General features: G+C 35.0%; 23 protein-coding genes and 2 pseudogenes. 4 read left to right on the top strand and 21 right to left on the bottom strand.

Annotated features, from left to right (window positions below):
* Positions 1 to 127 precede the first annotated feature (127 nt).
* From D9782_RS11030 to D9782_RS10985, 10 genes and pseudogenes are all read right to left on the bottom strand, one after another.
* Positions 128 to 220 (bottom strand): hypothetical protein, encoded by a 93-nt coding sequence (locus tag D9782_RS11030; RefSeq protein ID WP_240455726.1) that lies wholly within the window; start codon positions 218 to 220, stop codon positions 128 to 130.
* Between the two features lie 298 nt (positions 221 to 518).
* A complete protein-coding gene (locus tag D9782_RS11025) occupies positions 519 to 815 on the bottom strand; it encodes a hypothetical protein (RefSeq protein WP_026682935.1) in 297 nt (98 codons plus the stop codon).
* Between the two features lie 196 nt (positions 816 to 1011).
* Positions 1012 to 3081, bottom strand: a complete 2070-nt coding sequence (locus tag D9782_RS11020) for a peptidoglycan D,D-transpeptidase FtsI family protein (RefSeq protein WP_121604768.1) — start codon at positions 3079 to 3081, stop codon at positions 1012 to 1014.
* 527 nt (positions 3082 to 3608) lie between these two features.
* Positions 3609 to 4073, bottom strand: coding sequence for an NUDIX hydrolase (locus D9782_RS11015; protein WP_080668773.1), 465 nt, complete (start codon positions 4071 to 4073; stop codon positions 3609 to 3611).
* A gap of 248 nt (positions 4074 to 4321) precedes the next feature.
* A complete protein-coding gene (locus D9782_RS11010; RefSeq protein WP_080668772.1) occupies positions 4322 to 4912 on the bottom strand; it encodes a nucleotidyltransferase family protein in 591 nt (196 codons plus the stop codon).
* A gap of 442 nt (positions 4913 to 5354) precedes the next feature.
* The gene (locus tag D9782_RS11005) at positions 5355 to 6206 is read right to left on the bottom strand and encodes an AraC family transcriptional regulator (RefSeq protein ID WP_026682932.1); all 852 of its coding nucleotides are present in this window, start codon (positions 6204 to 6206) and stop codon (positions 5355 to 5357) included.
* Between the two features lie 207 nt (positions 6207 to 6413).
* On the bottom strand, positions 6414 to 7169 hold the full coding sequence (locus D9782_RS11000) for a class I SAM-dependent methyltransferase (protein WP_121604767.1): 756 nt from the start codon (positions 7167 to 7169) through the stop codon (positions 6414 to 6416).
* A gap of 240 nt (positions 7170 to 7409) precedes the next feature.
* Positions 7410 to 8036, bottom strand: coding sequence for a GNAT family N-acetyltransferase (locus D9782_RS10995; protein WP_080668771.1), 627 nt, complete (start codon positions 8034 to 8036; stop codon positions 7410 to 7412).
* 87 nt (positions 8037 to 8123) lie between these two features.
* Positions 8124 to 8974 (bottom strand): annotated as a pseudogene (locus D9782_RS10990) (aminoglycoside 6-adenylyltransferase).
* Positions 8975 to 9174: 200 nt separating this feature from the next.
* Positions 9175 to 10023: a LysR family transcriptional regulator gene (locus tag D9782_RS10985; protein ID WP_026682929.1), complete on the bottom strand. Its 849-nt coding sequence runs from the start codon at positions 10021 to 10023 to the stop codon at positions 9175 to 9177.
* A gap of 195 nt (positions 10024 to 10218) precedes the next feature.
* Between D9782_RS10985 and D9782_RS23580 the strand changes: the two genes are divergently transcribed.
* Together D9782_RS23580 and D9782_RS10980 are read left to right on the top strand one after the other, a co-directional pair.
* Complete coding sequence (locus D9782_RS23580) at positions 10219 to 10467, top strand: MFS transporter (protein WP_240455725.1); 249 nt, start codon at positions 10219 to 10221, stop codon at positions 10465 to 10467.
* Positions 10464 to 11366 (top strand): MFS transporter, encoded by a 903-nt coding sequence (locus tag D9782_RS10980; protein ID WP_240455724.1) that lies wholly within the window; start codon positions 10464 to 10466, stop codon positions 11364 to 11366. Before D9782_RS23580 ends, D9782_RS10980 begins: the two co-directional genes overlap by 4 nt.
* Positions 11367 to 11602: 236 nt before the next feature.
* Here the strand turns inward: D9782_RS10980 and D9782_RS23575 are convergent, their stop codons facing one another.
* On the bottom strand, positions 11603 to 11968 hold the full coding sequence (locus D9782_RS23575; protein WP_240455723.1) for a hypothetical protein: 366 nt from the start codon (positions 11966 to 11968) through the stop codon (positions 11603 to 11605).
* A gap of 18 nt (positions 11969 to 11986) precedes the next feature.
* Here D9782_RS23575 and D9782_RS23570 point away from each other — a divergent pair, with 18 nt between their 5' ends.
* Entirely contained in the window at positions 11987 to 12190 is a 204-nt protein-coding gene (locus D9782_RS23570) for a hypothetical protein (RefSeq protein WP_240455722.1), read from the top strand.
* A gap of 480 nt (positions 12191 to 12670) precedes the next feature.
* Here the strand turns inward: D9782_RS23570 and D9782_RS10970 are convergent.
* The 4 genes and pseudogenes from D9782_RS10970 to D9782_RS10955 all read right to left on the bottom strand — a co-directional run.
* Positions 12671 to 13235, bottom strand: a pseudogene (locus D9782_RS10970) (transposase); the annotation flags it as partial.
* A gap of 196 nt (positions 13236 to 13431) precedes the next feature.
* Positions 13432 to 13920, bottom strand: a complete 489-nt coding sequence (locus tag D9782_RS10965; RefSeq protein WP_162986381.1) for a DUF4362 domain-containing protein — start codon at positions 13918 to 13920, stop codon at positions 13432 to 13434.
* On the bottom strand, positions 13895 to 14512 hold the full coding sequence (locus D9782_RS10960) for a hypothetical protein (RefSeq protein WP_051388429.1): 618 nt from the start codon (positions 14510 to 14512) through the stop codon (positions 13895 to 13897). The genes D9782_RS10965 and D9782_RS10960 overlap by 26 nt, the downstream gene beginning before the upstream one ends.
* A gap of 15 nt (positions 14513 to 14527) precedes the next feature.
* On the bottom strand, positions 14528 to 15034 hold the full coding sequence (locus D9782_RS10955) for a matrixin family metalloprotease (RefSeq protein WP_121604766.1): 507 nt from the start codon (positions 15032 to 15034) through the stop codon (positions 14528 to 14530).
* Between the two features lie 227 nt (positions 15035 to 15261).
* Here D9782_RS10955 and D9782_RS10950 point away from each other — a divergent pair, with 227 nt between their 5' ends.
* The gene (locus D9782_RS10950; RefSeq protein WP_026682519.1) at positions 15262 to 15576 is read left to right on the top strand and encodes a hypothetical protein; all 315 of its coding nucleotides are present in this window, start codon (positions 15262 to 15264) and stop codon (positions 15574 to 15576) included.
* Between the two features lie 140 nt (positions 15577 to 15716).
* Here D9782_RS10950 and D9782_RS10945 read toward each other — a convergent pair whose 3' ends face one another.
* From D9782_RS10945 to D9782_RS10920, 6 genes are all read right to left on the bottom strand, one after another.
* Positions 15717 to 16577, bottom strand: coding sequence for a hypothetical protein (locus tag D9782_RS10945; RefSeq protein ID WP_121604765.1), 861 nt, complete (start codon positions 16575 to 16577; stop codon positions 15717 to 15719).
* The gene (locus D9782_RS10940; RefSeq protein ID WP_121604764.1) at positions 16564 to 17511 is read right to left on the bottom strand and encodes a WD40/YVTN/BNR-like repeat-containing protein; all 948 of its coding nucleotides are present in this window, start codon (positions 17509 to 17511) and stop codon (positions 16564 to 16566) included. The genes D9782_RS10945 and D9782_RS10940 overlap by 14 nt, the downstream gene beginning before the upstream one ends.
* A gap of 213 nt (positions 17512 to 17724) precedes the next feature.
* Positions 17725 to 18357 carry a hypothetical protein gene (locus D9782_RS10935; RefSeq protein ID WP_121604763.1) on the bottom strand — a complete coding sequence of 211 codons (633 nt, stop codon included), beginning with the start codon at positions 18355 to 18357 and terminating at the stop codon, positions 17725 to 17727.
* Between the two features lie 271 nt (positions 18358 to 18628).
* Positions 18629 to 18904, bottom strand: a complete 276-nt coding sequence (locus D9782_RS23565; RefSeq protein ID WP_240455721.1) for a P-loop NTPase family protein — start codon at positions 18902 to 18904, stop codon at positions 18629 to 18631.
* Between the two features lie 484 nt (positions 18905 to 19388).
* The gene (locus D9782_RS10925; protein ID WP_026682516.1) at positions 19389 to 20162 is read right to left on the bottom strand and encodes an ABC transporter permease; all 774 of its coding nucleotides are present in this window, start codon (positions 20160 to 20162) and stop codon (positions 19389 to 19391) included.
* A complete protein-coding gene (locus tag D9782_RS10920) occupies positions 20140 to 21123 on the bottom strand; it encodes an ABC transporter ATP-binding protein (protein WP_121604762.1) in 984 nt (327 codons plus the stop codon). Before D9782_RS10920 ends, D9782_RS10925 begins: the two co-directional genes overlap by 23 nt.
* Between the last annotated feature and the right edge of the window lie 46 nt (positions 21124 to 21169).

Raw genomic sequence — 21169 nt, 5'->3', positions numbered from 1 at the left:
TTTTACATTCCCATACCGTTTTGCTTCATATGGAAGGATTTGTAATAAATCCTAAAAGCAAAACTGCTATTTCATACATAGGAACATAATCTCTACGCTGTTCTCCACTTTTTTGAAAATACCTTTCCTAAAATACCGTTTTCACCACATGATTTATACCATGCTTACGCATTGCTTGATTATAGAAATCTAACTTTGTGATTGATTTTACTATAGGCATTATATCCATGATAGGTTTTGCATTTCCCCCTTTAACTGCCATACTTGATATGATAAATAGCAATTAACTCCCCATTAAGAATTTTCTTTAGTTTCTCAACTTCCTTGATAAACATATTTCCCCACTCCTCCCCTTAAAGTATTACAATTACTTCTCGCATGACGGTTTCCACAGCTTACTTTTTCGCTTTAAATTCCTCTACAATAAAATTTTTACTCGCTTCATCAATGCTATAGTAGATCACTTGACTCGAAGATTCTCCTGCTCGTTCACTAATAATAGCTCCGTCTTTTACAAACTACAATTTAGAATCAATCAGACTTGTATGTTCCCTCGGACTTACAACACGAATGGACATATCAGGTTTACCAAGTTCATTAATATTAGCTGTTAGCTGTTTTTTTCTAAGATAAATCATTATTATATTATCGACGACAGATTGATCTGCTATATTTGTAATTATCACCGTTTCATCATGATCCGTTAACCATATTTCTCTTGAGGTCTGACTATTTGTAAATAACGCAGTTATATACCCAGTTGCAAACAACATAATACTTAAGATCGCCATTACTAAAACGCTACGAAGCTTCACCTCTCATCCTCCATTCATAATGGTACCTATTCTATAACTGAAAGTGACTGAGACAAAAGTATACGTTAAAGCTAAAAGCCGAACGACCTTTCGAAATGTACGTAGCATTCGAATTCGTTCGACTTTCTGGTTTAAAATAGCTGTTACTGTTTTACTAAAACGCCACTCAACAATTACGTTTTTTCTTAAGAAAGCTCTATGGTTTATATGTTTCAAAATAAGCGTCTAATATTCCTTGACCAATCCTATGATTAATTGGATACCGCCCCTTTATTTTTCCTGTATGTGGAACAATGATCGCAAAAGCCATTTCCGGATCATCATATGGTGCGTAACCAACTAATGAAAGGTTCTCCGTATCAGCTAGCTTCTTTCCATCTATATAATATGCATTTTCAGCAGTTCCTGTCTTTCCTGCCGCATTATATTTACTATACTCGTTATTACCAAAATATTTTACACCTGTTCCGCCAGCTGCGTGAAAAACTCGATGGAACCCCTCCTGAATCCGAGTAATATATGATTGATCCATATCTACTCGATTTAAAATCTTTGTATCAATATTTCGATAAACGGAACCTAATTCCTCAGACGAGTTACTTGGATTTCTAATTTCCTTTACAAAATGCGGGCGAATGCGGTAGCCATCATTGGCAATTGTTGACACATATTGAGCCATTTGTAGCGCAGTATATGTATCATACTGACCGATGGCAAGGTTCATAAACAAGCCACCCATCGTTGAATTTTCACCCGTTAATCCTGTCGATTCATATGGATAATCAATGCCTGTACTCGCACCTAGACCAAATTGCTGAAAATAATTTCTCATTTCTTCCCAAGCATCCGGATTAAACGTAATTTTGGCCTCATCTGGTAATGGATTCCGTTGTTCTCCCCCCATCTTTAAAGCGATATAAAACATATACACATTTGAAGACAGTCTTAATGCATCATAATCGTTCACAGCACCTAAATTCCTATAGGAACCCCTTCTTTTAGGATCGCCTTTAATCTTCAGTTTGCGATCATAAAATGATTGTCCCGGGGAAATAACCCCCGATTCATACCCAGCTAAAACCGTAGCTCCCTTAACTGCAGAACCTGGCAAGTGGGAATCGTACAATGCTCTATACGACTCATTTACATATTCATTTTTTTCCTTATCCCGACTCGCAGCACTAACAGCTAATAACTCACCTGTCTTCGGATTCATCACAACTGCAATTGCATCTGTTAAGTATGGATGCTGATAAGGATTCGCTTGAATAATATTTTTTAATTCATCCTTCACAACTTTATCAACCTTCTTCTGAAACTCCATATCTATGGTTAAGACGAGATCCTTCCCTGCCTCACCTTCAACAACCGTTTCAGAACCTACAATCGTACCGTCCTTTTTAGTTGTGTATTGAATCTGCTCTTTCCTACCTCGTAATACATTTTCATAGTATTCTTCCAAACCACTTATCCCAACACGATCATTCCGACTGTATCCTCTAGTTAGAAAATATTCCTCCTTTTCTGCTGGAATTCCTTTCTTTTGCGTTGTAATATTTCCGATTAAATTTTGAAATGTGTCACCAAATGGGTACTCCCTTTCCCAATCAGCTGTTGCATTAATGCCTGGAAGTTCGCTAAGATGTTCAGAAACCATTGCATATTCCTCTGACGTTACCCCCTCATTTTTAACAATTTGGGGCGTTAAAGCATATGCCTTATCCAACTCCCGCTTAATGGCTATGATCTTCTGCTCATTCTTCGTGAAATCACTTATTTTATCTTTCGGGATTCTCTCTAAAATAAGATTATATTCCTCTGTATCATCTAATTCCTTTTTCTCTTCTGTGCTTAGCAGCTTAACAGCTTCTTTTTTATTCTCTAAATACCAATATTCCTTTTTATTCCGCTCCGAAATTCCTTTGCTATCAAAAGAAATTAATTGCGCTAATTTCTTAGCAACCGTTAATCGATTCTTCGCTTGCACTCTCTTAGCGGGTGTATATGTAATAGCGTACAATGGTTTATTCGTGACTACTAATCGATGATTACTATCATAAACTTCCCCCCGCGGCACTGGTACCTTAGTTGTGTCTCTAATCGTTCGATCGATTTCTTCTTGAAATGACTCTCCTTTCAGAATTTGAACTACACCTAGCTGCAACACCAATGCAGAAAACATAATAAACATGACAAAAAATAAAATGTTTAATCGAAAAGGAAGTCTCTCCCTTTTCAACTTCCTTCGCTTGTTCTTTTTTCCCATCTAATCTTCCCCTTTGTTACAAGTGCTATGTAATCTAACACCTCTTATCCCCTCTAACAATAAGAATATTAAGACTTTTTAGCCAAAAAATATAAATACAGGAACTTAAGACCACCATCCAATCCAACTTAATACTCAATTGATGCTTTTTACTTAATAAATAACAATATATTTGAGTTAATCATATCATTTACTTATCCTGCAATTCAACCAATTATTTCCTTTTATAGAAGCAATAATTAAACACTCTATACCTTGAGTAATTAAGGATTTATCAATGTCTATAGTATACTATGTATATGATCAGATTCTTTTCCAGTATTACTTTAAAGTCCTCTGCCCCTTCCCCATGATAAGGTATTCCTTTTTATTATCTATCATAGCTGCAAACTTTTTAGAAGCTCTCTGTGAATTTACTGTTTGAATGCAACTATCGATCCATCATCACAGGTATAAGAGGGAGTTCTTGAACCTACTACATGCTATGGAAAATGAATTCTCTCAAAGGAAAATGCCTAAGTAGAAGCTTACTTTTCATCGATGTCATTATTGAGATGCTCACCTATTAACTCTCTGTCATTTTTAATAGACAAATCATCGTGCTTATAATTTTGTATGTATTCGATTAAAAATGTTTTATCTTCAGGATAGGATAAAGCTAAATTTGTTAGTTCATCTGGTGATTTCCAATCTATACGATAAATTAATTTATCAGGATCATTAATGGTTTCCTCTCCACCAACCACCTTAACTGCAAAATAAATAATTTCCCCATATGGTCTTTCTTTTTTCCATATAGATTGTCTTATCTCTACGTTTAAGCCTGTTTCTTCTTTTATTTCCCTAACACAACATTCCTCAAAGGTTTCACCTGCTTCTAAACCGCCAGAAGGAACAGACCAACGTTTTGGTTCTTCTGGGGTTCCCTGTAATACCATTAGAACCTTTCTGTCATAAACACATACTCCCGCAGCACCAAGCCATTTTTTCATCTATAAGCACCTTTCTATTTTTATTTTAAAAATTCTTAATTTATTAGTTTTTTATCAGACTATAGCACATATATCTATTAATCTCACAAGAAATATATAAAGTGAAGCTTCAATTAGTGGGGGTATAAATTTTTGCTAATAATAACTTATATTCCCAAGACAAATTAGGCTCCTCCTCCACTATTCTTGTTCGACTACATGCTCTTAATGGAAACTGATAGGACAGATCTACCGATTGTATGAAAAAGTTATGTATGATAAATGTTAAGCTTGTTCCAAGTAGATTTCCACTTCTTTTTCCTTATTCTCTCCTCATAAATTGCTTCACGTTCTCTTGTTTCTGTGAAATAAGGCGTTGGCTTCAGCTGTAAATTGATGACATCGGCTATACCACAAGGTGCAGTAACAATTACCTTACCTTCTTTATCTAGCTTTACCCCAAGTGCAGTTGCTGTTTCTGGGAATTTAGATATCGCATCAACTGATGAAGTGTATGGTGGAATATTATTAACAATATGCATTCTTGCTTCATTTTTAACAGACCAGGGAACATTGGGCATTTTATTTTTTAATTTAGCTTCTAAAATTTTTTCCTCCTGTTCATCTATCGTTTCTATATCAAAATAGATTACATCCACATCTGGTATAGTAGTTCGTTTAGTAAAGCCGTGCAATGTATCCCAAATTTTCGCACGAATAAATCCGGCACATATCCACCAATCAGGCAGGTTCAATGTATTGGCAGCTTGCAAAATTTCCATCATCTCATCATCAGCTTGAATTAACTTTCTGACATCTTCTTTATTCTTTAACAAGAATATTCCCCCTATCCAGAACATACATTCTTATTATAGCATAATAAAAGCTTTAGTGAATATTTGTTCCGTCTATTGACTTTTAGTGAAAAGGAAACAAATTAATTATTGGTAAAGCATCTAAGTCTAGACACTGACTATCTTCAATAAGTTGGTGTGAACCTAAAATGATGGGGGGTTTGTTTATTCCCACTAATTGTAAGTGCTAGAAACGTATGACCTAAAGGCCTTTGAACCAATTGGATATTTACTGGAAGAGAACCCCCACTTACCAATATTGGCTTCACTTTATTGCTTGAAGTGGGGGTTTAATTGCCAGTTATATGTGGAATCTAAACTAATTATCGTTCGTTTCTTGATTGTTTTTTGACGACTTTTGTCTCAACCTCTTATAAATTAACATGAATTTTAATAAGAAATCCCAATTATTATTAATGAATGAATAACTACCTATTCATCTCTGTTTCTATTTCACTGGTATCCAAATTTCTGAATACAAATCTGGGCTCGAAGGATCCTCTTCTGAATAAACCTCTAACTCCGGTATACCAGCATGTTTATAACCACTCGAAGGAAACCATTCAGAGAAAATCTGTTTCCATACTTTTGGCATGGCATCGGGCATCGGGCCATGCACCTCAAAAACAGCCCATTTTGATTCAGGAATAGTCAAAGCCACTAGCCCATCAGGTACGTCCCCCTCATAGGTTGTACCTATCCAATAATCAATTACTTCCGAGCTTTTGTCGACACAAACCCCCAACACCCCTTCGATCAAACCATCGTTTAATCGGAATAATAAATCATCCGTTCCATCCCCATTTACTTTATCCCACATTTTTGGAATATCAATTTGATTCTGCTGATTGATACACGAAAATTCTCGTTTAATCCCTACAATCTGAAATGCTTCCCGTTCAACAATTTTGTATTGCATTGGTTCTGCTCCCTTCACACTAACCTGAATCACCAGGCGGTTATAAGATTTAAGCCTTCCTGCATATTTTCGCGCTTCACTCGGTGTTATACCATGCTGTCTGCGAAATGCTTTGGAAAAAGCTTCTGGAGTGTCGTAGCCATACTTGTAGGCAATATCAATAATTTTCGTATTTTCACGATTAAGCTCATGCGCAGCCAATGTTAAGCGTCTACGTCTGAGATATTCACCAACAGATATATCGGTCAATATCGAAAAGGTACGCTGAAAGTGAAATGCTGAAAAATTCGCCTGCTTTGCGATGCTATCTATCGATATTTCATCCAATAAATGCTCCTCCATATAATTGATGGCCTTCTGTAATGATTCGACCCACGTCATATCGCCCACTCCCTAATCAGATCTTAACAAGTATTTCACCATGTATCCTGTCACTTTGTGCTCTAGGCTGACAGTATGTTTGCTTACAATGCTAGGTTAATAATAAGTATTTCATAATATTTATACATATTACTTCATGTAGCACACAAAAAAAGGTGCTTATTGTATGGAGAAATAAGCACCCTGTAACAAATAACACAAGCTCGACTATTTCCTTAATTTAAAAACAATAAAGTCAGGACACCTAAAATCTTCTCCAAATGAAGGGTATTTTTTTAGCATGTCTTTTGATGGCTGTGGTTCGATAATGCTCTCCAAAACAAACCCTGTATGTATTAATGTATTTATATAGGTTGTTAACGTTCGATGGAAAAGCAGCATGTTTTCTTTATCACCTAAGGGCTGTTCATAGACTCCTTCATAAAAATACTTGTCCACATTCCAATGCAGCTTTTCTCCGTTTTCTGTTCTTTCCCAACCACTTTCTGGAGTAACAAAACATGGATGCAATATAGAAAAGATAAAGATACCTTTATCTGCTAACAGCCGATACATCGTTCGAAATGCTTTTTCATGATCCGCAAGATCTTGGATGACCATATTGGACACGATGAAGTCGAAACTTTTATCCTCTAGTTGATGTAAATCCTCACAATTTCCATGACTATAATGAACGTTCAATTCTTTTGGCGTTCTTTCCTTAGCGATTTCTATCATGGTCGGAGAATAATCCACCGCTGTTACAGCGGCACCACGCTTAGATAAAATTCTGCTCAAATATCCTTCTCCACATCCAGCATCAAGCACTTTTTTATTCTTCACATTCCCCATAAGTGAGAATAAAGCTGGGTTTAAAAAGATTTCTTTATGAAGATCACCTTGTTCCGTATGGTTTTCTGAATAATTTTCAGCGAAGTTATCCCATCTTTTGATTGCCTCTTCGGTCCCCATTGATTGGCTCATGTAAGCTCCCCTTTTTTTTAAGATTATCTATTGTTCACGTTTTGAAAATTCAACTACAAACTTATAACAACTTAGGGCGATTCGTGAAGTCGATACGTTTCTGGGCGTTGGAGCTGAACGTGGCTCAACACGCCCATCTTTATCCATATGGGCAAATTTTATAATTTCCTTTAATTTCCTAGACTATAGGAAAGGTGCAGTCAGTATATGATACATGAGCTGCACCTATTTTGAAATTAGCTATTTTGCGTTTTTATAATAAACGAGATTATCCGTCCACTCTCCAAATTCAAATATAAATCCTTTACGTGTACATTCGAACTCCATTCCTACACTCTCTGCTAAATTAATCGAGGGAATATTATCCACATTTATATGGGCCTCAATCCGATGGAAATGAAGATGACTAAAGGCGATATTCAATCCTTCTTTTACTGCCTCCTTGCCATAGCCATATCTCCAAAATTGATTATGCAAACGATAACCAATCATCCCCCATTGAAATTCCCCCCTCATTATTGTACTAAATTCCACTTTACCAATATGTTGACCATCCATTTTTCGAAAAATCCCAAATACATACGCCCTATCATCAGCTGCTAATTCCCGATGTTTTTTTACAACATTTTGAAATGCATCCTCCGTCCACTCGCTTATATCTAGGTGGTCATCATCATATTTGTACTGGGGAGGATAATTATTATTAAACCCTTCCAGCCACCGTTTATAATCCTGTTCATCTAACAATCTAATTATTAATCTTTCTGTTTCTGAAACAAAATCATGGTTTATGTTCTCCGACTTCAATACAATATCTCCTCTGCATCGTTTTTCTTCTAAATACAAATGCTTCCTTTTTAATACCATTTAGCTTATTGATCATAGTAATCATTCCTTTCTTTACACTTATGCAGTTATACCATTATTCAAATAATTTTCTTATTTATTCGTAATTTAATATATATCTTTTGCATCTGCTGGTAATTCTTTAATATGTTTTAGAAATTTGGTTATGTTGTTATCGTCCGTCTTTGGATAGATGAACCCAAAGTATGTAGCTACATCTAACGATAATTCCCTGAATAATTCACAAGCAGTAAACATGGAATGCCACATCTGTTGATAGTCCGAATTAGAATATGTAGCTTCATACATCTTCCAATAGGTTGAAGGGAGATAGTACTTGAAATATTTTCCTAGTTTCCCTGTCGACACTCCAAAATCATGTTCCATACCAATCCACCAATTAATCATTTTATCCAAACAATCTCTTGTGGTATATTCAAACATTAATTTTGCATAAGACAGTTCATCACGCCATATTCCTTTGGCAACATTTTGCAAGCACCACCAAAAATTATTTGTACAGCTTTCAAACTGGCCATGTGTAGGTTTCTTTACATGATAGTCGATATCAGATGGCGAGGGAATCGATGGCAGAATATTATCCTTATCCAACACTGGATGAGTAAGCTTATCATTCGTATAAGTATGATTCATCACATCAACTGTTTGAAGGCGTAGGTCACATCTGTAAATAGCATTAGATAGGCATAAGTATCGTCAAAATTCTTATCCTGACCAATCCCTTTGTCAAGTTTATCAGGTTCTTGAATCATTAATAGATTACCTAATTTGGAGATCCAATTGTCATCATTGATGAATGAGGATGTTTCTCTCACAACAAAAACGATATCGTAATCTTGGAAAATATCCTTTGGAACATTTGGATTCGTTCTCGAGCCATTCATATAAACAGCCCTAATACGCTCATCATTCTTAGCAATCCTTATAATCAAATTCATTATCTCCTGCTCGCTTCTCATTTCATTCATCCATCTCTAATCTTGAATATATCATTTTACTTATCTAACTTGTATTCAACCATTATATCTTATAATGTGCTGAATTTTTCACCTTTCTAATTAAAACTACTTATCTACTTGTATCCAAACACGTAAGAATGCCTGCTACACTCCTAACGGAAACATATAAGAAATCAATGTCAACAAAAATATTGATAAAGTTGTGATCCAAGTTTAGCATTTCGGGTGGCCAATGAAATCGACCGCTCGTTTCCGAAATCTATAATCGGTAAAGCAAAAAGCTGATGACGATCAATATGCTCTGCACTTATTTCGGGAACAATCGTTATCCCCATTCCAGCTATTACAGCTCCGTAAATAAAATCACCAAAAGCCACCTCGCTAATAATAGTAGGTTTTTGCCCTATCAATTCCATGTGCTCCATAATACGACTCCTTGTATCACAAGGAGATTGATGAACAATAAGCTGCTCCTCGCATAACTCAGCAAGTTTGACCGCTTTTCTAGAACGATACGGATGATCTAATGGAAACACCGCATAATAAGGTTCCTTAAATAATTCGCAACTCCACAGGGATTCCCTTGTACTTACTGTATCCATAAAGATTGCATCAAGTCTCCCTTCCTCTAATGATTGTACAAGCTCATTTGAAGTATTTTGAATCATTAGCGTTGCTGGTTGGGCTAAAGACTGAAGCTTCTTAATCATTGGTGGCAAATAATAGGTTGCTAGACTAGGCAGGCTTCCTATCGCTATAGGTGAAGTTCGTGAAAACTGCCGTAAATCTTGACGGATCGCGTTTAGCTCAGTAATAACAGGTAAAATTCGAGAGCGAAAACGTTCTCCAGCTTCTGTAAGCTCAATACCCGTAGAGGTCCTGTAAAACAACGCAACATCTAGTTCATTTTCTAAATTTCGTATATGTTTGCTCAATGCCGGTTGAGATATATTATTTTCCTTAGCTGCTTTAGACAAGCTTTTTTGCTTTGCAGCTTCTATAAAGCTTTGCATCCACACTGTATTCATTTCTTTTACCCCACATCTGTTATAACTATTTGTTATACCCTTCTAAGATATTGATTATTCTATTGAGGCTATCGATATGATATTATTTCAAATGTCAATCGCTCCATCATTATAACATATCGATATAACAAAAAAATTATATCCCACTCTGATTAGCATTGACAAATTATACTGAGACATTTAAGGAGGGGTAAAATGAGAATGGTTTTTCTTCTCACTATAGGAATGTTTACGCTTGGATTTGATGCTTATGTAGTAGCTGGTTTGTTACCTGATATCGGAGCAACCTTTAAGACTAGCGACTCACAGACAGGACAGGCAGTCACTGTCTTTACCCTCTGCTTTGCACTTGCAGCCCCCGTTTTCGCAACATTATTAGCGGGCAAACCAGCTCGAAGAATATTAGTTATCGCACTAGTTATTTTCTCATTAGGTAATGCATGAGTGCACTTGCCTCGAATTTCCCCCTGCTACTATTGGCTCGGGCAATTGCAGGTATTGGAGCTGGTCTCTATTCACCGCTTGCAACAGCCGCAGCAGCCGCACTAGTTCCTCCTCAAAAACGTGGACGTGCCTTAGGTACGGTATTAGGTGGTATGAGTTTGGGCACAGTCATAGGGGTTCCTCTTGGATTAATTATGGCCACAGAGATAGGTTGGCACGGTACGTTGTGGTTAATTACTACACTCGGCATTATTGCTATGATCGGGATTATACTCTGGTTCCCGGACATTCCTGCTTCACAACCAGCTTCATTGCGCCAACGTTTTGCAATGATGACTAATGGACGTGTCACAGCAACAGTGGGCATAACGTTTGTTGCTGCCCTTGCTAGTTTAGGTCTTTACACGTATATTTCTCCAATCTTGCAAGATTTACAGGAAATCCATCAAGTAACACCATATTTATGGGCATGGGGGATTGGTGGTGTTATTGGAAGCTTATCTATTGGGACGCTTATTGATCGAATAGGGCATCCAAGCTGGATTATGGGTGGAATACTTGCTCTATTAGCATTAGCAATGTTTAATTTACCATTGGTGCTTGGAATTCCTTTTCTAGCATTGCTCCCCTTCATGGTATGGGGAGCAATGGGTTGGGCTTCATTGGCCCCACAGCAGCATGTATTACTTCAGCTACAGCCAGAACACGGACCAGCTGTAGTTGCTTTAAATAGCTCAGCTAATTACTTAGGTGGTTCCATGGGATCTGCACTTGGAGGAATCGTGATGGTTGGTGGACTAACACCTTCATATCTTCCAATTGCTTCTGGCTGCCTTGTACTAGTGGCTTTTCTAGGGCAATTGATCATACTTATAATAAATAAACAACGAAAGAAGTAACATGCTGTAAGACCTTTTGAAGTAGATAATAAGAAACTATGAATAGACAGTGAAGAAAAAATAACGATTAATTGGCCTTTGCCCTGTTTGTCATAGAGCTTAGACCGTTAATCGTTCTGGTTATTTTATAATTCATCCTAACAAGGTGCAACAAATATTTATATATAATCTTACGTATTACGTAGCATACTTACATCTAAAAAGTAATGTAGGGATCACTAATAGTACAATTAATTTTAGTTTGAAGATTTATAGTGGAGCGTAATTGGCTGATTTTCTTCTAAGGTTGCTTTATATAAACGAATATTGCCAACATTTGATTGGGAAGCAGCAGAATCAACTTCAAAATTCTCGTTCAAAGAAATGGTCCAAGCTGCTTCGTTATTTTTCTTCAAAACAACTGCAAGTGTACCAAAAGTAACACCATATTTATGGGCATGGGGAATTGGTGGTGTTATCGGAAACTTATCTATTGGGACGCTTATTGATCGAATAGGACGTCCAAGCTGGATTATAGGTGGAATACTTGCTCTATTAGCATTAGCAATGTTTAGTTTACCATTGGTGCTTGGAATTACTTTTCTAGCATTTCTCCCCTTCATGGTATGGGGAGAAATGGGTTGGGCTTCATTGGCCCACAGCAGCATGTATTACTTCAGCTACAGCCAGAACACGGATCATCTGTAGTTGTTTTAAACAGCTCAGCTAATTACTTAGGTGGTTCCATGGGATCTGCACTTGGAGGAATCGTGATGGTTGGTGGACTAACACCTTCATATCTTCCAATTGCTTCTGGTTGTATTGTTAGTAGGAGGGTATTATAAATAAAATTGTAGAAAGAATAGTAAGGGGGTACTGCCACCATTTCGGAAATTTTGTACGCTAAGAAAATTTCTATATAGATAAATCCAAATTCTTGTATGTTAAGGAATTTGGATTATGTTATTGGTTTAAGTCTTATTTAATGGTCTAAAGGCTGGTAATGTCTATTAGCATTAAACCTCTGTTCTCCATGTTCTATAACGACTCTGGCCATTTAACCATAAAATATTCTCTATGAACTCCACACCTTCCATAATTTATAAATCCATGTTGTTCGTAGTAATCTACTAACTTGGGTTTTTCTGTATACAAAGCTAAAGGAATATTTATTTGATCAAAAGGATATTTAATTCTTCTATGATCTTTGATACCTCACCTTTCCTATAGGAATGCAAATTCACAACCTCTATTGCGTGATGATAATGATTATTGAATATCCTTTTTGCAGTAGGGGTAGTGCCAGCGAAGCTGACACCACCCCTATAAACAGCGTATTTCTTTGTTTCATAGTCATTACGTATCGTCGTATAAAGGAAATCTACAAACACAAAAGGATAACAGTTGCTTAAAGGGCGACTTTGCCACTCTTTTAAATCAGGAAGCACTGTATCGGTAATTTCGGATATCATTTCATGAGACACAGAGAAACCATAGGTATCTTCGATAGTGGACGAAATATCTCGCTGGAACATTCCTCTTGCATACATGGAGATGACTTTATCCTCGATGGCAGAAACATTTCTTTTGCGCTTGAGAATAAGTTGTGTTTCAAATGACACGGTCACGAGGTACGGCAATATTCATTTCGCCAGCAGTCGTTTTGACTGTCTTTTTTCCGTACCCATTCCGTTTATTGTTTGTTTCTTTTTCTCCTTTGATCCATAGCCCAAATGATGATTCATTTCACCTTTTAACATCGATTCAAACATCGGCCCAAATATGTCCTTTAATGCATGTTGCATAACCTTCTACAGACTTTGGTTGATACTGTTCAATAATCTTGTTAGCTAATTCTACGGAGTTAGGATCTCTTTTAGGTTTTCCCATTTAAAACACTCCTTTAGCTTTATGTTTTTATTTTACCAAATAAAAACAACTGTGTGAGTAAGAAACCGTACGCATTTCTTACTTACACAGTTAATATTACACTCCTGCATTTATGCTAGCTTACATCTATGATTAAAAATACATTGAAGATTTGTATATCCTCTGGTAAACAACCTATCATGCTTCAAGTTTATTTTTATTCATCTGTACGAATAAGTAAGTAACTATCATTAGGTTTTTTTGAGCAACCTACGATGAAATATTCTATTTTTCCATCTTTCTTTCTTTCTTTCTTTATGTTTTCACAATCGTCTTTTTTTACTCCTACATCACCCCCTCCATAATCATCATACCTATTATCATAACTATAATTTATTACATTTCCATCAAAATTCAAGTCCTGAAATATAGGGTCTCCTTCGTTTGTATAACTAGTTATTCGAATAGAATCTTTTTTATTGCTATGAATATTATCTAGAAATTTTAAAAAAATATCTAGGTTGTATACGTTATCTCCACTGTATACAACGTCACCCTTTTTTATCGCTTCTTTTGAATCATATTTTGAAGATTGAGAACAACCTATAATGTTTACGCTCACTAAAAGTATAATTACTAACTGTATAGTTTTTCTCACGTTATCTCCCTCATGACTTAAATTATTTGTATTGGTTTCTTGCTTCACTAAATATTTTTTGCAAATTCAAAGATAGAGGTTCTTCTGTGTCTTTTAAAACTTCAATTTTGTTGGTTTCTAAAGGTATTTTACCAAAAGTGACTCCTCTTGTAGCAAATACTCCATCTTGTTCTGGTGTTAAAAATAAAAGATATTCTTCATTCACATTCATTTTTTTATATCCATTAAAACTGTATGTTTTGTTTGTTTTTTTATCAAAAAAATTATTTTCTGCTATATTAACTTCTTCTTTTTCTTTAATCTTCTTATTTTTTGTTTCATTTTTATATACCTTTGATATTTTAAAGTTAGTTACTGTATAGCCACCTGCTACTGAACCGTCTACTTCCGATCTATAAATTACTGGACTTTCTTCTCCTATTTTCTTTCCTCGTAGAATGATTTTTGAATTACTTTCTAATTCATCTAGTGACTCAAATCCATCTGTCTTCGCTTCAAATACTAAAGTCTCAGTTGTGGAAAGATTATCTAAAGACTTACCTTGAATAATATTTTTTTCTTCATTCGATTTACTAATTATAAAAACCATTATTGTTAGACAAGATATTAGGATAAGCGAAACACTAGTAATCTTCTTCATAACTTTTACCCCCTTTTAATATTTAGCTCGAAGTCCAGCTTTATCGTCTGATAAAGGATATGCTTTATTATTAAAACCGTATTGGCGCATTACAGAGATACTATTGTTAGATTTTTGGGTGTGAGCTAAACCTGCTTCATGACCTACCTCATGAACTATGACTTCTTTCCTTTGTGTATATGAACTTATGTTTTTCCATTTTTTATAAACCATAATATGCCCACGTCCTTTACTAACAGCATAAATATCGCCGTTATAATAGTTTACATACTCTACCATTACATCCCCGCCCCCTGGAACCCCGGCTTCTTTTCTGAATTTTATTTGGCTTGTGTCATTCCATGCTAATATGCCATATAAAACTTCTCTTCTATTACTATTGAAATCTCCATCTATCCAATAATAAGCATCTAATCTATTTGATAAAGATTTTCCATTAAGTACGTATGCGCTAGAATAAGTGGGGATTGATAGTAAAATAAAAAGTGCTGCCAATATCTTTATAACTTTCTTTCTATTCATTTTAATTCCTCCTTTAAAAGTAGAACATTTATTAAGGTTATTGTCGTGGTAATGAAGGGCTATTCCCCCTTTCTTTTTAATTTCGACATTAATAACCTATATAATAACTTCTGCCTAAAATTTTTCAAACCTGCAAGAATAATCAAATAAATTAAATTTTTTAGGGGGGTTGCCTAAAGGTCTGCACATAAGTTGTAAGTTATCAAAGAACGCTAACTTACAACTCTATGGCTTCTCGCTTCCCTCTAAAACAGCCGATAACCACAAACTGTAGTTTATGGCCAACTACGAAAAAGCGTGTAGTTAGCCATAAATCAACACTTTGTAGGTTCCTGTCTGTTTCTGAACGATTTTTAATTACAAATGTAAGTAGTATTTCTGCAAGTGCTTCTGAAGCTGACAATTATGATGAAAAAGAAGTAGAAGATCTTGCAAAAGTATTAGAAATCTTGTTTGATAAAAGTATAGTTTATGATAATAATGGAACTCCAATTGGTTTCAAAAAAATAACGATTAATTGGCCTTTGCCCTGTTTGTCATAGAGCTTAGACCGTTAATCGTTCTGGTTATTTTATAATTCATCCTAACAAGGTGCAACAAATATTTATATATAATCTTACGTATTACGTAGCATACTTACATCTAAAAAGTAATGTAGGGATCACTAATAGTACAATTAATTTTAGTTTGAAGATTTATAGTGGAGCGTAATTGGCTGATTTTCTTCTAAGGTTGCTTTATATAAACGAATATTGCCAACATTTGATTGGGAAGCAGCAGAATCAACTTCAAAATTCTCGTTCAAAGAAATGGTCCAAGCTGCTTCGTTATTTTTCTTCAAAACAACTGCAAGTGTACCAAACTGTTCAATAGTGTCCCATGTAAACAATTCTGTTTGATTAGCTTGTGTAACAGAGATCCCTTCTTGGTTACTAACTACTTTAATGTTATCACCTTGCCAATTCCCGTGAATTTGTGCGCCAACATAATAATAGCTTGTACCATCACCTCGATCCCCATATGTCGCTATAAATTGCTGTATCGAGTTGTCTGCCGTTTTATAAGTAACGGCTGCGATATCTTTAGCTAACCAATCTACCTTAAAATCGCCAATTATCTCGGCTGGTAAGCTATCTTTTGGACGAGCTAAAATACCAAAATACGACCTATAGTAAACGGCTGATCCACTCTCAACATTTTTTTTAATAGATAGTACATGTTTAAAGTCAGGTGAAACACTTGTTATATTGTTAACTTGTTTATTACTGTCTACTAGAAGTACTACATGAACAGCGATAAATAGGAATATGATACTAGAACCTATTATTTTGAATCGTTTAGTGATTCGCAGCAATAGAATATTTGCAAGAAATAAACAGGCCACACAGACAATATTAATCATATAAAATAATCTATTATCAATATACTCTACTTGAAATCTATCGTGAACAATCAAATATCCTATTTGTAAACAAAAAAAGGCAATTGTAAAAAGAAATAACATCCAGCCTATCCATTTTTGTTTCGTGCTATTTCGCTTCATTCAGCTGTACCTCCATTGAAAATTCCCATGTTTTACCGTTATCTTTTGAAATAAATTTACCTTTTACTTTTCCGCCTTCATAATCACCATTAGGACCTTGATTAACTAAAACAGATAAATGATCTGCCTCTTTTTTTGGAAGTTCAGCCTGAACAAAGATTTTATCATACTTCTCAGGAATATTAAAAACTGCTTTATCCCACGTATTTCCTCCATCTTGTGTAACATAAAAGTCCGGTTTTTCCGGATTGATTGTTCCAAAAGACAGAAACCCGGTGTTTTTATTTATGAAACCACCATCTGAAATTAATCTCGTTACTCCTGAATCGTTTGTCGCTTCCCAAGTTTTCCCTCCATCATGCGTTAAATAAGCACGTGAATATTCCTGAGACATAGTTCGACCTCCCGAAATAATCACATATCCAAACTGATCATTTATGAAATCAACTTTTCTAAATCGCATAGCTGGAAAGGATTCCGCAACAACACCATCTTTCCACGTTTTCCCTTGATTGAGGGAATATTTTAATCCTATTCTTTTTGTTTCCCAGTTATCACCTTCTGAATATAAAAATGCAGCCCGTTTTTCTGTAATGATATAACTACCATCAATCAGTTCTTGCTTGTTACCATTGTACTCTCCTTCAAATAATAAATCCTTTTTAATTGGTACCTCTACCCAATCATTTCCATGATTGTAGGTGAGATGCAGCTTGTCGTTTTGTAGTGTATAGCTAACCATATCATTATTTATTGGCTGTAATGGCACATCCTGAGACTGTGCTTGTTCATCTAATGATTTTTCTTGGTCTTCTAGATTAGTTGACCGATCAAATTGCGGAAGTGTCAGCTGATTTTGTTTTTGATAAAAGTAACTACTAATGATTAAGCCAATCATTATAATAATTGTTAAGCTAAGGACAAGATTTTTCACAAACAGTACTCCTTATGTAGATATTTATTTTTCCTGTACGCATTAATAATCATCCTGATTGAAAGTTTATAGCCAAAAGCTATATAGTGGCGCTTTGTATTATTGTTTACATACTACATTTAAACACTAAAAATATAGATTAAAATATAAACTGATTGTCCAGTTCCAATACATGTACAAACCATACATATTTCTTACATATCCCACTAGTATTTACCTTAATGGATAATTGATTTTTACATTTTTAAGCTTTGATAATTGTTCAAAAAAGAAATAGTTATGTTCAAATCCAATTGTACAAAGTATTCTTTTTTGTGGATTAATATTGATGACTTGTTTAATGTTAATTATCATCATTTGATTTCTTGCTATCCAAGTTAGATTTTGATATTCAGGATTTATTTCATGAAGCCAATTATGTTTTTCTTTAACAAGTGCATCTATTTGGTGTCCATTAAATGGTATTTTACATTCTTTACTTTTCTTAAGTATCTTGTCATACATTATAAAGAGTTGTTCTTCTAAATCTTTTTGTTCACCTTTTGTATAATTATCAAAATGATCAAGTCTTGCAATTGAGCTATCAAACCAATCAATTGGATGAAAGAGAATATTTCTTTCTTTGCATAAAGGTAAAATTGACTTTTTATACTCATCTGGCCCAAGATAACCAGTGTACTGCTTCTCATTTTTAGTATAGTTCTTCCAATCTTCACTCTTTACTTCACCACAAATAATGTCGGGTCGGAATTCTAAAATTAATTCCTCTAATAACTCAAATGAAAACTTAAACTTTTCTCTAAGCTCTTGAGTATGAACTGTTCCTAACAACCCTATTAATGTCATATTCTTTTATACTCCCTATTGTCATTAAGATAAAACAATTCTTTCTAAAGCCCCTGACTATCTTCTTTTTACAAAATCTTTGCTTTGAACACTTGTAAGATATTGATCACATTTGGAAATAAACATTATCCTTGACCCCGCAATCACATATTTTCGTTGTCAATTATTTTCTCCTTCTCTAAAAATAAGTAGCTTACGATGACAAGAATAACTACTATGTTAAGAGTTAAATCCATAAATAAATATTCCGTCCAATCCAATGCATCCAACTTTACATACGAAACATTAATACACTATCGCTTAAACTTATAACACGGGAGAAATAGTGTAAAATAGCTGGATGATGTGTAACCACGATAATTGTCTTTCCCTTCTGATTTAATTGCTTTAAATACTGTAATATGATTTTTTCATTATCGCTGTCAAGGCTTGCTGTTGGTCCATCGGCAAGTCCCGAATCACTGTCTTGTAAAATTAATCTGATAATAGCGATCCGTTGTTCTCCCTCACTTAATTGATAGACGTTATGATTTTCTAGGTGTTGCAAACCAAATTCATGAAGATCATCTCTTATTCTGGTTATTTTTTCTTTTTTTCATTGTCCTATATTCTAGAGCTAAATTCAAATTCCATTTGCCAGTCTCCTCTTCTACTAATCCAGAGTTTTGAACAAATACCCTATTTTAGAGCGTCTTCATTGCATCGCTTCCTTAGAATGAATAGATGGATTCGTTGATCAAATAAAACAAGGTCGCCTTTATCCTCTTGATAATCCCCCTAATTATTCCGTTTCTGGGCGTTGGAGCTGGACACGGCTCGATATTTATACATGGACTAATTTTATAATTTCCTAGATTAATAAAAAAGAGCCTCTACTCTCCCTTTTAGATGACAGTATAGAGTTATTCTCAATTCTCTAATTTTTTATTATTCAATAAAAAACTCCTTTCTAAAGGACACAGGAAAAACTAAAATACATTTGGCTGCATTCTAGTTTTTCTTCTATCTTATTTACTTACTGATTTTAGCTGTTAGTATTGTGCCAGCAATCCTTTTTTCATTGCTATCCGTTCACAGCAAAGAAAGGTTGCTAAGCCTAAAGTAAAGTAAATAATCGCATTAATAAGCAATATTGCTATATCCCCCAAATTTATAGAGGATAAAGTTAAGCCTTCTATCATCACACTTCGCATTAAATCCACACCTTTTACAAATGGAAAGAAAGATAAGATAGGTGCAACAGATAATGGAATAAACGTTAACCCCATTAAAATAAACTGTAAAATTTGGAGAAAAGCTTGTACTTGTTTCAACACTATTGAAATACCTGCAATAATTAAGCCTAGCCCATACATACTAAAAAGTGTCAATACTAGAATTGGGATTATAGTCACCACATCAATATTTAGCCATTGTCCGGTAGTTAGCATAGACATGAGTAATAATATAACGACAATTATAAAATTCAGTATTGTTGTGGCAACAAGTCTAGCAGTCATGATTCTCCATATCCCCATAGGTGACATAGCAAGTTGCTCTAGTGTACCTCGCATGGATTCATTGATGATATCAAAGCCAATTTGATTTATAACCATTACCGTCAAAAACCAAAAAACATAATTGACAATAATATATTGCGTGTTTACATCCTGAGTACCAGGATCCCCAATTACTTGAATACCTAAAAACATTGCTAAAAAGATGAAATAAAAAGTAAGTAGCATAGCTATGGTATTAGGTAGATAGCGTTTTAGCTCTATGTACTCTTTACGAACATTTGTCTTAAGAAGGATATACCATCGCATATTCTTTCTCTCCCTTTACAATTTTCATAAAGATTTCTTCAAAATTAACTGTTTGTCTATCAATTGTCTCAACCGGGATATGCTCAAGCTTCAATACATCAAACAAATCATAAATTTCTTTACTATGATTTAGATCAACCTCGATTGTAGATTGTATGGAATCTGGTATGTATTCTAGCCCTGGAAACTTTTCTACCAACATCTTATACTGCCGATCAGTCAAATGATCACCTAGTTGAATCTTGTAGGAGCGAACTTCAAACAAACGTAGTAGGTTTTCCACATTATCATTTGCAACTACTTTTCCGTAGTTAATAACAATAGTCCGGTTACAAATAGCTTGAATGACATCCATATCATGAGAGCTGATAATAATAGTTCGGTTATACCCTTTGGCAATTGACTTCAATAGTTCGCGAACCTCATAGCTTGTTTCAATATCAAGTCCTAAAGTTGGTTCGTCCAGTAAAATAATCTCGCTATCTGCAAGCATTGCAACTGCAATGGCAAGTTTTTGCTGCATTCCGCGCGAAAGTCGATTCACTAATTCATTTTCTTTGTCTTTTAGATTAAACTTGGTCAAAAGGCCTTCAATTTGTTCAGCAATATCTTTACTAGAAAGTCCTCTATTTCCAGCAAAATACTCTAAATTTTCCTTTACTGATAGACGCCAATACAGGTTACGATTCCCTTCAAGTACTGCGCTTATATGGCGTAGCGCATCCAATCGCTTCTTTTGGGTGTTAATGCCATTTACTATAATAGAGCCATCATCTGGAATAAGAAGTCCACAGATCATCTTAATTATAGTAGACTTTCCTGCACCATTTGGACCTAACAGACCCAAAATCTCTCCCCGATTAACCGAAAATGAAATATCATCTACAGCTATTAGAGATTCTTTCGTTTTTCTTTTTTTATAGACCTTTTTAAGGTTTTTTACTTCAATTATGGCTTCCATCTTCACCATCCCTTCTGCTTTTTATTATACGACCTTGTCTCTTCAT

Source organism: Virgibacillus sp. Bac332 (assembly GCF_003667785.1).
GTDB lineage: Bacteria > Bacillota > Bacilli > Bacillales > Amphibacillaceae > Virgibacillus > Virgibacillus salarius.
Note: the sequence above shows the minus strand (reverse complement) of the source record. Positions and strands in the feature narration are given on the sequence as shown.